Genomic DNA, 13,210 nt, shown 5'->3' with positions numbered 1-13,210 from the left:
CGGATAGGCCGCCGGCCTCGATCAGATGAAGGGCTTGACCCCATGACCACTTCCCTCGCTGCCGCACTCTCCGCTCTGGAGCTTGGACACCTCGAACCCCGCGCCGAAGACATTTCAGGCATGTGCCCGCCCTCGACCGAAGCACTGGAGCAGACCACCACCGCCATCTGGAGCGACCTGTTCGCAACCCTCCAGAACACGTCGCTCGAGCGCGACATCGAGGAAATGGGCTGGGGCCTGGTCAACCTCTTCCACCGGGCCGCGGCGAAGAAGCACGCGACCATCGACCGTCTCACCGATGAGATCAGGCTCCTCCTGGCCGAGCAGGACGGTTCGGAGATCAACACCGCCAACCTCGAGGACAAGATCGACCTTGCCAAGAAGATCGAGGAAGCCGCCACCTGCTACGAGCACATGCGCGACACTGCAGCGGCACACTATATCCGCGAGACCGGCCGTTCCTGGATCCCGTCGACCGGCAACCGCATTTCGCTCGGGGTTACGTCGGCAATCGTTGACGGACGCGCCTTCCTCCAGGCTCGGCGCGAGCGGGTCCGCGGCGCCAACACTGCACAGGGCACGCCCGTAGTGTTTGCCGGGGGACGGCTGACCTTCCGGACCGATGAGGATATGAAGGCGTTTGGCGACAATCTGCTGCGTACCCTGGGTGCGGTTCGGGAGCGTGTCGGCGACATGTATCTCGTCCATGGCGGCGACATGAAGGGGATCGAGCGCATCGCGGCGTCGTGGGCCGAGCAAAACGGCATCCAGCAAGTTCGCTTCGGTCTCGATCGCAAGCTGGGTGATCGTGCCGGCTTCCGTCGCAACGAGCAGATGCTCTCGCTGAAGCCCCGCTACGTCATCGCCTTCCAGGGTAACGGCGTGACCGAGCGTCTGGTCATCGACGCCAAGAAGGCCGGCATCCGCGTGGTCGATCGTCGCGGTCCGCTGGGGACCCCGCCCGCAGCTCAGAACGCTCAGCGCGACCGAGAGGTCGCCTGAGCTTCGGCTCGGCCGCTGGCAAAACCAGCGGCCTCGCCCTTTGCCGCCTCCCCGCAGATTCCACTCACTTCCACCCCATCTGGGAGCAAACCGATGCCTCGCCCAACCCGTAACAGACGGCTGCGCATTGCGGTCGCTTCGCGTTTCGCGCTTCGCGCTTCGTCTGACGGCGATACCTGCCACGTCGTCATGACGGACAATCGCAGCGCTCCTCGCGCGAGCGGCAAGAGGCTTTTCGTCACCGTCACCGTCGCCGGCTCCGGCCCCCGCCTGCATGACGACGACGCGGATCGCGCTGTCGAGGTCATGATCGGTCGTGCAGGCTTCCCAGGGCGAACAGCCGAGCGGTGATGACTGGTTCCTAAGGGCAAGCTCGCGAAGGTTCGGGGCCAATAGTGTCGCGACCAGCGCGCTATTCCGCTTCGTTTCACCGAGCCCCTTAGCCGGTCTTGGCCCATTCGGGTGACGATCGACTGACGGGGGCTTACCGTGCCCGCATCGCGATTCCGACGCGGAGCGGTTCCGTGGGGCGAGGCCGGAGTCTGCCCCTCGCCGTGTGCCTCTCGGTCGGGCGGCATGCCACCTCACCGCGTTGGTCTCTGCGCCGGCTTCGCCGCTCTATGCCAGGGGGGATGCGCCGCCGGAATCACGACAGCCGCGTTCGGTTCCTGCCGTCCGGGCGGGGCGCTGCGCAGCACGACCCCCCCCATCGTCATCTCGACACGCACGACGCGCGCGCGCCGTGACGGCGAAAGACGGTACCAAGGTCCACGCCGCGACCATCATCCTTCACGACAGACACCGGCGCAGGGCGCGAGCACCAGCGAGGGAGGGTGTCAGGTCCGCCCGGATAGCGGGATCAAGGCATAGTGGCACTGCCGGACGAGCAACGCGACAAGGGCGTCCTGCTTCACGGTTCCATGTTCGTTGCCCGCCGGTGGGGGTCCATCCCCTCTCTTTCCTGAACGACCTAATCCGGCCGTCCACCCCCTCCAACCCGCGATCATTCGGGCCGAGTTGCCGTGTGCCACGGCTGCCCGCACCACCCCTTCGATCGGGGTTCCCCTGCGCGTCTTCGCGCTTCCGGTGGAGAGGGCGTCCTGGCCGTCTTTTTTGGTGTTCAGTCGAGGGGACGGACCCCCCGGCGAGCAAAAAAGGAACCTCGAAATGCAGAACCTCGTCATCCTCGCCGGCAACGTCGGCGCCACGCCTGAAGTACGCACCACCCAGGGCGGCACCAAGATCACCAACTTCTCCCTCGCCACCTCGCGCCCCAGGCGCGACCAGGACGGCAAGACCATGAAGGATGGCGAAGGTCGCCGGGTCGAGGACACCGAATGGCACCGGATCACCTGCTTCAACGGCGTCGGCAAGACCGTCGCGCAGTATGTCGAGAAGGGCCAGAAGGTCATGGTCCGGGGCCGCATCCACTACACCCGCTGGACCGACGATCAGAGCATCGAGCGCTACGGTGTCGAGATCATCGCCGACGAAGTGACCTTCCTCTCCTACGGCAAGAACCGCCAGGAACGCCAAGGCGCCGCGCAGGACGATGAGGCGGATGACGTACCCTTCTGAGGGAGGCAGTACGGGCCCGGAGCTGGCGCTCCGGGCCTCTTCTCGCGTTCACCGGCAATCAGGACCGCAAGGTCACAAGTTCACGAAGACACAGCTAAGCCGCGTGCTTGAGCTGCTCGAGTTGCTTGTTGTCCGGCAGCGTCTCCGTGAGACGTTGCTGGAGCATGCGATCGTCGAAAGGCTTGCCGATGCACGTCGCTTTGCCGGGCATGTCCCCAGGACATGGCGTCACGTTGCCGCTTGCGATCACGATCTCCATCCAGGGCCAATGCTCGGCAAAGTAATGGGTTAGCACGCACCCGTCGCTGTCGCCGGGCATCGCCACGTCTGAAAACAGGGCGTCACACCGTCGGCATGATCGCTCAGGAGGTCTTGGCCTCTTTGCCCGTACCCGCTTCGTGAAAGCGAAAACCCGCTCCATCCGGAATGTCGCATACATGCCTGAGAATGAGCGGATCGTCGTCGACTACCAATGCATAGGGGACGGTAGGGATCGCCATTCAATCTAAAGCCTTATCATGAAGCGGGGTAGCCTGGGTTGCTGTTTCGAAACGAGTTGACGTCTCCCGGCGAAGCCGGGACCGTCGCTCTATTCCGCTTCGCTCCACCGAGCCCGTAGCCGGTCTCGGCCCGTTCGGGTGACGATCGACTGACGGACGCGCAGCGCGGAAACTTCTTTCCGGAAAGCGGCAACTTCCTTCCATCTTGGCCCGGCCGGGGCTGCACCGCCGAGCAGCGCACTGCGCCCGTCGACATTGGAGCGCGGAGAGGGGGCACGGACTGGGCAGGTGTCCACCGCGCCTGCGAGGGGGCGCGTTACCGGCAAACCAACGCTGAGCACGACGTTCCGGGCAGGCGGGCTTCACCCCGCTCTTGAGGCGCAATCCTTGGGCCGGCTCAGGGCCTTGTACGATCAACCCGCAAGGGGTCCGGGCGCTTCGCTACGGCTTTTTTCGCAAGCGAAAAAAGTGATCGCGGCCCTTCCCCGTCCTGTCGGGCGCCTGTCGAGCGGGGATGAACCCCGCCGGCTTCACAGGAGCCTCGGACATGTTCAACGATATCTGGATCGCCCGCAAAAACGCCATGGGCCTCGCAAGAACCTTGATGGTGGCAACCATGGTCATCGCCGTCGGCACAGGGTACGCCGTCATCACCGCCGAAGATCACGACAGCTCGCTCACGATCGTCAACGATTATGATCCCTTCGAGATTATGTAGGGGCGTGATCGGGAAGCGCAGCCCGGCTGGGTATCCAGCCATCCGGGCTGCGCATAATCGATGAGCTCCGCTCGGCACCGGATCAGCGCTAGCAGGGGCGGCGTCATCGCCAATCGGCGTCCGTCAGCTTATTGGCGATTAGAATATTTGCTCAACACCAACGAAAATACCTCGGCCGCGCGAGAATTGCGGCGTGCCGCCTCCCAATGCAGTGCCGTCGCGGAGCTGATATCGCGCATCGAGCGCATTAATCAGGTCCAGGCGCAGATTGAGCGGTTTGCCGGCGTGCCCGGGCAGGCGGAGCAGCCCAGCAAAGTTGATCTGAACATAGTCTGGCAGCGTCGCGCCGTTGATCATTCCGCCGACTCGCGTTGCCCGAACGCCACTTCCATAAAGCACATCGCTCGACAGGCGAAGGCGGCCCAGCCGATAAGATACGCCTCCCGAAGCAGTCTCGGTTTGATCCTGGTCGATCGGAAGATAGCGAGTGGCGATGTCGGCGAGATAGGCTGGGGCAAAAAGCGTGCGGCCCGATACGACATCGCGACCTTCGGTGCGCGCGATGCTAAGATTGGACCACGCCGCGAACGGACCATTCGCATAGGTCATGGTGAACTCTATGCCCTTGCTGCGTCCGGCTGAGAAATTGTAAAATAACTGTTGTGATCCCTGCCCGAGCGGAGCGTCGACCAGCATATTGCGGGAACGCCTGATATAGCCATCGATGCCGAGTGTTAGACCGCCGCGGGTTCGTTGCAACCCAACGTCGTAATAGTCATCGGTCTCGGGACGTAGGGTCCCGCCCGAGTTCCCCCCTCGGCTTTCGGTCAGCGTCAATGCTTCTTGCGATGCAGGCACGAAGTAGCGGGCGTATCCGCCATGCACGTCGATCCCGCTGCCCGGCGACCAGATGAGGTTAAGCCGTGGACTGAGGCGATCGCCACCACCGGCACCGCTGGCGTGATCGAACCGTAAGCCGCCATTGACGACGACGCCGTCCAGCGGGCGCCACTCGTCCTGCACGAACCCCGTTGCGATCGTCCGGTGCTCGGTCGAGCGCTCCATCTCCACTTGGGTGGACGACACCGTGCGGCCACCATCGAGGCTGATGACGATTCCGCTACGGAGCGTGTGTTGCGGGCTTGCGACGTAGGCCGCTTCGATCTGCAACCCTCCGGTCACGCCGCTGGTGTCGGCCGTCTGGACGAGACCCGGTGCAATGTGGTCCCCGGCCGTGTTCAGGCGCGAATAGCGCGCGAACGCCGAACCCTGCAGCGTGAGATCACCGGCCGTCCGAAGAATGCTCGCAAGTGCATAGTCGGCGTTCTGCGTCTCCGTTCCTTGAGGAGCGGTGTCAGTGGCCAAGGCGGGGAGCTGGAAGCGTTCGTTAGAAGTGCCGAGGACCAGTGAGACTCGTGTTTGATCATCGATGATCCGATCGAGATAGCCGAACCCGTCGAACTGGTCGGTTCGGTCATGCGACGGGATACCGCTGCGATCAGGCGCTGAGAGCCCAACGTCGTTGTGGCGATAGCTTCCGGAGACGAACAAGTTCGTCTTTCCGAATGCCCCGCCATATTCAAATGCGGGTTCGATCTCGCCCTGGCTTCCGCCATAGACTTCCGCCTGTCCGCCACGGTCGAAGACGCCGCTCTTGGTCGTGATATTCACCACGCCGCCAGCATGCAGACCATATTGAGCCGGCAGCGCGCCAGCGACGAGCTGGACGCGATCAACGAACCGCGCGCTTAGACTCTCGCCGAGGTCGCTCAACCCGTCGGGCACGATCACATTGTTGATTCGGTATTGCAGATCGCCCTGTGCGCGGACACGGAGCGACCCATTGCCTGACTGAGTGACGCCCGGCGCTTGCAGCAGTATCTGGGCCAGCGTCGTGGTTTCCCCACCAGGGCGCTTTTCAATCGTGTCATTGGTCAACGTGTAGGTCGACGCACCCAAAGCAGGATCGACCGCAGCCCGCGCCTTGTCCAGCCGCGCGGCCTGCACGACGATATCGCCGACCGGGGCTGGACCATCATCGCCATCATCATCAGCATCGTGCCTGATGATTGTAGGTCGAGCCACAGGCGGTGCCAACACGGCGTCAGGGGTCATTGGTGACGAGGGCATAGCAGGCGTTACCGGTAATGGAGGCGTTTCAGGTTTTGGCGCCGGTGCGGGACGCGCATGTTTGTCGTCATCATCGTCATCGTCATCCCGACGAGGAGCAGCGTGGCTCTTGGCTTTTTCCGGCGCCGGCAGATGGTGACCCGCTCGCTTGGCGGTGCGGACCGACTTGTCGTCATCGTCGTCCCGAGATTGCGCTGCGTGGGCAAGATCTGGGACCAGCATCGTCAGCGAGGCCGATACGAGGAGCAGGGAGACGATACGCGAAGATGTCATTGAAAGCCCATGCCGCTAGAAGGAAGGTCCTCAAGGCCTGTGGCGGTGCTCGTTTAAGGCAGTTTTATGGACGGCCGAACTGTCCCGGCGGAGAAACAAATGCGCGTTCTGGTGGTGGAGGACGACCCGCGAATGGCCGAACTGATCGTCGGCATTATCGGCCGAGCGGGGTTCGTCGCTGATACCGTGCCCGGAATCCAGGACGCTGATCATGCCCTGGAGTTCCTTCCCTACGATGCAGCCGTGCTGGATCTTAGCCTCGTCGATGGCGACGGCTTGACGCTGCTAGCCCGATTGCGGGCACGGCGGTCGGGCCTGCCGGTGCTCGTCCTGACGGCTCGCGACACGCTCGATGATCGCGTCGCCGGGCTGGATGCCGGCGCGGACGATTATCTGGTCAAGCCATTTGCCGGCACTGAACTTGTCGCTCGATTAAAGGCGTTGCTGCGGAGACCTGGCCATTCGCTGGGCGTGCTGCTTGAAGCAGGAACACTGACGTTCGATACGATCGGCCGGGAAGCCAGGGTCGACGGCACGGCCTTGCCGCTAGCGCGCCAGGAACTGGCGATCCTTGAGCATCTATTACGTCGAAACGGCCGCGTCGTGCCGAAAGTGCTCCTCGAGGAAAAGCTGTATGGCGATGGGGGCGAGCTGGAGTCGAACGCGATTCCCGTTCATGTCCATCATCTGCGCAAGAAGCTCGCAGACGCTAATGCTGGCTGCACGATCCACACCGTGCGCGGCGTCGGCTATTTCCTGACAGACGGTATTACAGCGTGAAGCTGTTCCGCAAAGGTTCGCTAGAAGGCCGCCTCGTCGGACGGCTCGCGGCATTGAGCATCGTCGCGATGGTGGTCGGTTTCGCCGGGCTTGTAATCAAGGCCTACCGGATTGCCCATGGGCTGTCCGATGAGGGCCAAGCCGACATATTCGTCGAGGAGTTCATGAAGGAGGCGGCTTGGAGCTTCCCGCTTTTCGCTGCCGTCGTGCTTGCGACGGTGGTCGTGACAGTGCGCACCAGCCTCGCACCGCTCAAGCAGGCCTCCGATCGTGCGAGCCGGATTGATCCGACATCACCCGGCGTCCGGCTCGATAACCTTGGTGTGCCGACTGAATTGCTGTCGCTCGTCGCAGCGATCAATGATGCGCTGGATCGACTTGAGCGTGGGTTCGAAACTCAACGCCGCTTTACCGGCGATGCTGCCCATGAGCTGCGCACGCCGCTTGCCATTCTGACGTCCGGGTTGGAAACTTTGCCGGAAAGCGAAGAGGTAATGCGCCTCCGGCACGACGTCGCGCGAATGACGCGATTGGTCGAGCAGCTCCTGCGGATCGCGCGGCTCGATGCGTTGCCGCTTGATACGCGTCGACCGGTTGATCTCGGGGAAATTGTCAGAGAGGTGGTCGAGCAACTCGCGCCGTGGGCGGTCGGACTCGGTCGCACGATCGCGTTCGAAGCGCCACCTGCGCCCATCATGATCTCCGGCGATACCGATGCGCTTGCGAGCGCTGCCCGCAATCTGGTCGAGAACGCGGTTCACCACACCATGGTCGGGACCGAAGTGACGGTTGTGGTGAGTGCTCCGGCGCAGGTTCGCGTAAGTGACCATGGCCCCGGCATTCCCGAACACGACCAGGCCAAGGTGTTTTCGCGCTTCTGGCGCGCTCCCGGCCAAGCACGGACGGGAGCCGGTCTGGGCCTCGCGATCGTGGCACAGGTCGCAGAGGCACACCGCGGCAGCGTTGCGATAGAGGACGGGCCACAAGGCGGCGCGTCTTTTGTTCTAAATCTCAAACCGCTGACTGGTTAAGAAAGCACCGTTGATGCGCCGGGTCACGATGTAGCTGACCGATGTTCTGCGCGGGCGGCCTGCCAAACCTCACGGGCGGCGTCGGCGTTCATAAGCGCTATCGCCAGCCCGACCGCGAGGTCGGGCCATGCCGAGCGCCACAAGAACGCTGTTACGACGCCGGCACCGATAATCGCAACATTGGCAAACGCGTCATTGCGAGCGGACAAGAAAGCAGCCTTGGTCAGACTGCCGCTGTGATGACGATATCTGGCAAGCATGAAGGCGCAAGACAGGTTGACGCCAAGCGCACCAAGACCGGCCAGCGTGAGTGGAAGCGGCGCGGGTGGCGCTAGGGTGCCGAACTTCCCCCACGCGGTCCACAGCGTGGCCAAGCCGGGCACGAGGAGAACGCCAGCAAGTAACATACCCACCTTGGCGCGGCGCGAGGCGGACCAAGCGAGCGCCACGAGGATCAGCAGATTAACTGAGGCATCCTCGAGAAAGTCGACAGAGTCCGCGAACAGCGAGACAGATCCGATCGCGGTCGCGACTGCAAACTCCACACCGAAATAGGCGAAGTTAAGCAGCGCTACTAGTCGAACCACCCGGCGCAAGCCTGGCGTCGTATTGACCGCAAGATCCCCGCTCATTCATTCCTCCAGCAGCCGGCACCTATGGATGTCAGCTGATCCTGTCTTTCTACTCGATCTCCCATGAACCGGAGATCAAGCCCATGCCTACACATCTCACGCTCCACCTGCGCACAGACGACCCAACCAACGCTTTTACGGCCATTATCAGAACCTACGACGATCTTCTGGATGCTGGTCGATATGGTCAAAAGCGTCGCCGCTATCTCGCGAGCGTCGTCCACTTCGGGCAGTGGCTCGACGGCGAAGGACTCGAGCCGAGCGATGTCGATGCGGCCTTGATCGGGCAGTTCCTGTCGAAGCATTTGCCGCAATGTACGTGCCCGCGCCCGGTACCGCTTCGGCTGATCGAAGTGCGGGCCGCCCTCCATCTTCTGCTCGGCCTGCTTCAGAGGCTGGGTATCGCACCCCTTCCAAGCTCTGATGAGATCGCACGCGAACTGGCCTGTTTCGACGACAAGATGCGTGAGGTCTGGGGGCTGTCAAAAGGCACCCGCGACCATCGCTGCCGGATAATCCGCCGCCTGCTCAAGCGACAGTTCGGGATTGGTAGAATCGACCTGACGCAGCTGTCACCATCGATTATCCGGGCGTTCGTGCTCGGCGACGCGGATTGGAGCACAAGCACGATCCGGGTAATGGGCGGGGCGGTCCGCTGCTACCTGCGACACCGCAAGCTTCTTGGCGATGATGTGCACGATCTGCTGCGCGCCGTCCCGCGCCCCGCCTATTGGCGAGACGCGGCGTTGCCGGAAGCGCTCTCGCCCGACGAGCTGAACCAGCTCCTGCACGCGTTCGACGCGCCCTGTCCTTCAAGGAGGCGGGGTTACGCCATTGTTCGCTGCCTCGCCGACCTCGGGCTGAGAAGCAGCGAGATCATCTCGCTTCGGCTCGAGGACATAAGCTGGCAGGAGGGAACCGTGCGGGTCGCCGCTGGCAAGGCGCGCCGGGCTGACGTTCTGCCGCTTCCGCATGAGACCGGTGTTGCGATCGCCGACTACCTGCTGCACGAGCGGCCGGCGTCGAGCAGACGCGAGGTGTTCGTCCGGCACGTCGCGCCGCTGGGCGAGCCGGTTGGGCGGCGCGTTGTCCAGCAAACTGTGCATGCCGCGTATCGTCGGCTCGGCTGGGACCGCACCCGCGTTCACATCCTCCGGCACACACTCGGCAGTCGGTTGGTGAACGCCGGCACGCCGATGAAGCAGATCGCCGACCTGCTGCGTCATCGCAGCATCGTCACCTCAGCAATCTACGCGCGGGTCGACGCAGCACGGCTGTCCGCGGTCGCTCTCCCTTGGCCGGGGTACAAGGCATGAGCGCGCCCTCCACAATGCACGCGCTGGCGCAAGCCTATCTTGCCGAACGCCGACAGCTCGGATTCGAGCTCGACCGTTCGGGTAGTCTAACGCTAGCGTTCGCCAGCTTCGCAGACGGCAACGGCCATGTGGGGCCGCTCACCGCTAAGATCGTGCTGCGATGGGCCAAGGAGGGTGCGTCGCGCGCTGACCCATTCACCTGGGCCGGACGCGTCGCAGTGCTCAGGCCGTTCGCCCGTTACCTCGCCGACCACGAGCCGAAAACGGAGTTCCCGGAGGACGCGCCGTTCGGACGCTCGCACCGCCGGCTCGCGCCTCACATCTACTCGCTTTCAGAGGTAGAGGCGTTGGTCGCGGCCGCGAAGCGACTGCCGGGTCGGCTCAAACCAGCGACCTACGCGATGCTGTTCGGACTGCTCGCCGCGACCGGCCTGCGAATCTCGGAGGCACTTCGGTTGCGCATCCGCGATATCGATGAAAGCCAGGCGCAGCTTACCGTGCTGCACGGGAAATTCCAGCGGAGCCGGCTCGTTCCGCTGCATCCAAGCGCAACCAAGGCACTCCGCACCTATCTGCGCGTACGCGCCAGCCACGGTTCGATGGAGGGCAGCGCAGCGCTGTTCCTTTGCGAGCGAACCTACCAACCGCTTACCTACGGTAGCGTAAGGTCGGCTTTTCGCCGACTTACTGCTGAGCTTCGCATCCCGGCACGCGGAGGTCATCAGTTCGTCCGCATCCACGATCTGTGACATAGCTTCATTTGCCGTCGCTTGATGCTCTGGCAGGAACACGGCGCCGATATCGGCAACGCAATGATGGCGCTCTCAACCTATGTCGGGCACGTCAACGTCGGCGATACCTACTGGTACATGCAGGCGGTGCCGGACCTGATGGCGATCGCTGGAGAACGGTTCGAGGCGCTCAGCACCAAGGTTGGCGAGGTGCGTCATGGCTGACTTTCTCGCACCCCCCTCGTTTCCGACACTGCTCCAGCGGTTCTTCACGGAATACCTGCGCGAGCACCGCGCCGTCAGCCCCAGCACGGTTGCGGCGTATCGCGACACGTTCCGGCTGCTGCTTCTATTCGCGCAGAAAACAATCGGGAAATCACCGACTAAGATTGCGCTTGCCGACCTTGAAGCGACGCTGATCCTCGCGTTCCTCGACCACCTGGAACGCGAGCGAGGCAACACCGTGCGCAGTCGCAACGCCCGCCTCTCGGCGATCCGGGCGTTCCTGAAGTACGCCGCCCATCAGGACCTAACTGCCCTTGCCACCATCGAACACGCCTTGGCGGTACCGCAGAAGCGGTGCGACAAGGCCGTACTCGGCTTCCTGACACGACCGGAGATGGAGGCGATCATCGATGCGCCGGACCGGCGCTGCTGGGCCGGGCAGCGGGATCGAGCGCTGTTCACCATGCTCTACAACACGGGCGCGCGCGTATCAGAGGTCATCGACCTGCGAATCTGCGATGTCGTGCTGGACGTCTCACCTGTGGCGCACCTTCGCGGGAAAGGCCGGAAGCGACGAAGCGTGCCGATCTGGAAGGCAACCGCCGCCATGCTACGGCAGTGGCTTCGCCAGCTGCCCAGATCGGGCGAGACCGATCCGTTGTTCCCTAACAGCTCGGGCGGAAGGCTGTCGCGGTCGAGCGTCACCGAGCGCCTTGCGCTTGCGGTGAAGGGCGCGTCCAGCTCGTTACCGCAACTGGCCAACCGACCGATCTCGCCACATTCGATCCGCCACACGACCGCAATGCACCTGCTGCAAGCGGGTGTGGACATTACCGTCATCGCACTCTGGCTCGGGCACGAAAGCCCGACCACCACGCACATCTACTTGGAGGCCGACCTCGCGATGAAGGAGGAAGCTCTCAGCCGCTTGCAGCCGATTACCGCGATGCCGGCACGCTATCGCGCCCCGGACAAGCTGATGGCGTTTCTTCAAGCGCTATGATTATGCGCAGCCTGGCCGGGCTAAAACCTAGTCAGGCTGCGTTTCGCAATCACGCCCCTACATAATCTCGAAGGGATCATAATCATTCTTATGCGGATCTGATCATAAGAACGAATACGACCCTTTCGCCTGAGACGTCGGGGGGCTCAGGCCCCCCTCCCCTCCCCGCGCTTCAGCCGTGAAGGCGGCGGAGCGGGCATCGAGCCCGCCCCGGCCCGGCTACGCAAGCACGGCAGCCCTGCTGGACAGAGGGCTTCTGCCCCCTTCTACCCACCGCTTGGGTGCGGAATTCAAATTCAGACGGTATCTCTTCCGAAGGCGGGCAATCAGCTCCACGCCGTCCGGACAGGCGGCAGTTCCTCGAACGCCTTCATCAGCCGCGGGTCGCGCAGCAGCGTCGTCCACTTACCCCCATAGGTCCGCGAGGCCAGATAGAAGTTCGGGCTAACGCACTCGACCATCCGGCACCGCTCCAGCTTGTCGATCAGCGAATAGCCAGGGCCATGCCGCGCCACGATGTCGTGGAGGTCAGCCCGCATCAACGTCCCGCAGCCACGGCAGCGCGTCCGGACCAGGGCGTTCATGCGCAGCATCTCGCCGGCGCTCTCCATCCAGCGGGGCCACAGGGCGACAATGTTCGCAGCCGTTTCCATGGCCGAACGATACGCCGCGATCGGCGCGGTCGTCCAGCGTTAGCCTTGCGGAAATGATCTCACCCCTTGTCGCCAATCAGAGGGTGTTCGGGCTCTGAAGGCCTCGCCGGGGCGTCCACCCGCGCAAGCCCGCAAGCGGGCTTCTCCACTCCGTTTCGACCCTACGGGTGCGCTTACGCGAACTATGCCCCGGCAGTCCTGTCGCCTGTCGAACGACCCCGATTGGCGGGGTCCGGACGAGGAGACCATCATGGCCGAGCAAACGCCTCATTCAGACCGCGCCAAAGGTGGCGTCACCGAGATCGCACGGCACAACGACTGGCTGCGCGAACATATCACCGCTCCCGGCAACAACCGCGTGATGATGACGAGCGGTATCGCCGACCTGATCGGCGACGTCAGCCTGTTCCGGGGATGGCGCAACCGCGCCCAGATCCTCCGCGAAGTGCGCGACTTCGACGCCTTCGACGACGACATCAATCCGCATGGCGAACGTGACATGGGAAAGTTCGAGTTCGCTGGCGTCCCCTGCTATTGGGAAATCGACTTGTATGAGGAAACGGTTGTCAAGAACACATTCTGTGTATCCTTTCCCGTGAGGCTTCCGGCGCCATTGCCGTCGTATTCAAATTCCATCG

At 63.3% G+C, this 13,210-nt stretch carries 15 protein-coding genes; 11 read left to right on the top strand and 4 right to left on the bottom strand.

Translation table 11 applies throughout. The features are described 5' to 3' along the window. The first annotated feature begins 42 nt into the window (after positions 1-42). From RH91_RS20130 to RH91_RS20125, 3 genes are all read left to right on the top strand, one after another. Positions 43-1,002: a DUF2493 domain-containing protein gene (locus tag RH91_RS20130; protein WP_029624131.1), complete on the top strand. Its 960-nt coding sequence runs from the start codon at positions 43-45 to the stop codon at positions 1,000-1,002. A gap of 93 nt (positions 1,003-1,095) precedes the next feature. Continuing rightward, complete coding sequence (locus tag RH91_RS22690) at positions 1,096-1,353, top strand: hypothetical protein (RefSeq protein WP_157137052.1); 258 nt, start codon at positions 1,096-1,098, stop codon at positions 1,351-1,353. 816 nt (positions 1,354-2,169) lie between these two features. Then, positions 2,170-2,580 (top strand): single-stranded DNA-binding protein, encoded by a 411-nt coding sequence (locus RH91_RS20125; RefSeq protein WP_010165177.1) that lies wholly within the window; start codon positions 2,170-2,172, stop codon positions 2,578-2,580. Between the two features lie 94 nt (positions 2,581-2,674). On the opposite strand, the gene RH91_RS23315 is transcribed toward RH91_RS20125, so the two are convergent. Further along, complete coding sequence (locus tag RH91_RS23315) at positions 2,675-2,899, bottom strand: hypothetical protein (protein ID WP_010165176.1); 225 nt, start codon at positions 2,897-2,899, stop codon at positions 2,675-2,677. Positions 2,900-3,627: 728 nt separating this feature from the next. Between RH91_RS23315 and RH91_RS22905 the strand changes: the two genes are divergently transcribed. After that, positions 3,628-3,798, top strand: coding sequence for a hypothetical protein (locus tag RH91_RS22905; RefSeq protein WP_198283320.1), 171 nt, complete (start codon positions 3,628-3,630; stop codon positions 3,796-3,798). A gap of 138 nt (positions 3,799-3,936) precedes the next feature. Here the strand turns inward: RH91_RS22905 and RH91_RS20115 are convergent, their stop codons facing one another. Then, positions 3,937-6,201 carry a TonB-dependent receptor plug domain-containing protein gene (locus tag RH91_RS20115; RefSeq protein ID WP_081469601.1) on the bottom strand — a complete coding sequence of 755 codons (2,265 nt, stop codon included), beginning with the start codon at positions 6,199-6,201 and terminating at the stop codon, positions 3,937-3,939. Between the two features lie 99 nt (positions 6,202-6,300). Here RH91_RS20115 and RH91_RS20105 point away from each other — a divergent pair, with 99 nt between their 5' ends. Together RH91_RS20105 and RH91_RS20100 are read left to right on the top strand one after the other, a co-directional pair. Further along, on the top strand, positions 6,301-6,981 hold the full coding sequence (locus tag RH91_RS20105; protein WP_010165170.1) for a response regulator: 681 nt from the start codon (positions 6,301-6,303) through the stop codon (positions 6,979-6,981). Further along, a complete protein-coding gene (locus RH91_RS20100; protein WP_010165169.1) occupies positions 6,978-8,012 on the top strand; it encodes a sensor histidine kinase in 1,035 nt (344 codons plus the stop codon). Before RH91_RS20105 ends, RH91_RS20100 begins: the two co-directional genes overlap by 4 nt. A 23-nt stretch (positions 8,013-8,035) precedes the next feature. Here the strand turns inward: RH91_RS20100 and RH91_RS20095 are convergent, their stop codons facing one another. Then, a complete protein-coding gene (locus tag RH91_RS20095; protein WP_010165168.1) occupies positions 8,036-8,644 on the bottom strand; it encodes a cation transporter in 609 nt (202 codons plus the stop codon). 83 nt (positions 8,645-8,727) lie between these two features. On the opposite strand from RH91_RS20095, the gene RH91_RS20090 reads away from it, so the two are divergent. Genes RH91_RS20090 through RH91_RS20080 form a run of 4 tightly spaced genes read left to right on the top strand, consistent with a single transcriptional unit; the run spans position 8,728 to position 11,919 of the window. After that, positions 8,728-9,960 (top strand): tyrosine-type recombinase/integrase, encoded by a 1,233-nt coding sequence (locus RH91_RS20090; RefSeq protein ID WP_010165167.1) that lies wholly within the window; start codon positions 8,728-8,730, stop codon positions 9,958-9,960. Further along, positions 9,957-10,709, top strand: a complete 753-nt coding sequence (locus RH91_RS20085) for a tyrosine-type recombinase/integrase (RefSeq protein WP_081469600.1) — start codon at positions 9,957-9,959, stop codon at positions 10,707-10,709. Before RH91_RS20090 ends, RH91_RS20085 begins: the two co-directional genes overlap by 4 nt. A 24-nt stretch (positions 10,710-10,733) precedes the next feature. Beyond that, a complete protein-coding gene (locus tag RH91_RS21315; protein ID WP_051116747.1) occupies positions 10,734-10,916 on the top strand; it encodes a hypothetical protein in 183 nt (60 codons plus the stop codon). Further along, positions 10,909-11,919 (top strand): tyrosine-type recombinase/integrase, encoded by a 1,011-nt coding sequence (locus RH91_RS20080; protein WP_010165166.1) that lies wholly within the window; start codon positions 10,909-10,911, stop codon positions 11,917-11,919. The genes RH91_RS21315 and RH91_RS20080 overlap by 8 nt, the downstream gene beginning before the upstream one ends. 326 nt (positions 11,920-12,245) lie before the next feature. Here RH91_RS20080 and RH91_RS20075 read toward each other — a convergent pair whose 3' ends face one another. Beyond that, on the bottom strand, positions 12,246-12,572 hold the full coding sequence (locus RH91_RS20075) for a hypothetical protein (protein ID WP_010165165.1): 327 nt from the start codon (positions 12,570-12,572) through the stop codon (positions 12,246-12,248). A gap of 250 nt (positions 12,573-12,822) precedes the next feature. On the opposite strand from RH91_RS20075, the gene RH91_RS20070 reads away from it, so the two are divergent. Further along, on the top strand, positions 12,823-13,210 hold a 388-nt coding region (locus tag RH91_RS20070; protein WP_157137067.1), incomplete at its 3' end, for a DUF3768 domain-containing protein.

This window comes from Sphingomonas sp. PAMC 26617, assembly GCF_000242835.1.
GTDB lineage: Bacteria > Pseudomonadota > Alphaproteobacteria > Sphingomonadales > Sphingomonadaceae > Sphingomonas.
The sequence above is the reverse complement of the archived record's forward strand: the minus strand, read 5'-3'. Positions and strand labels throughout refer to the sequence as shown.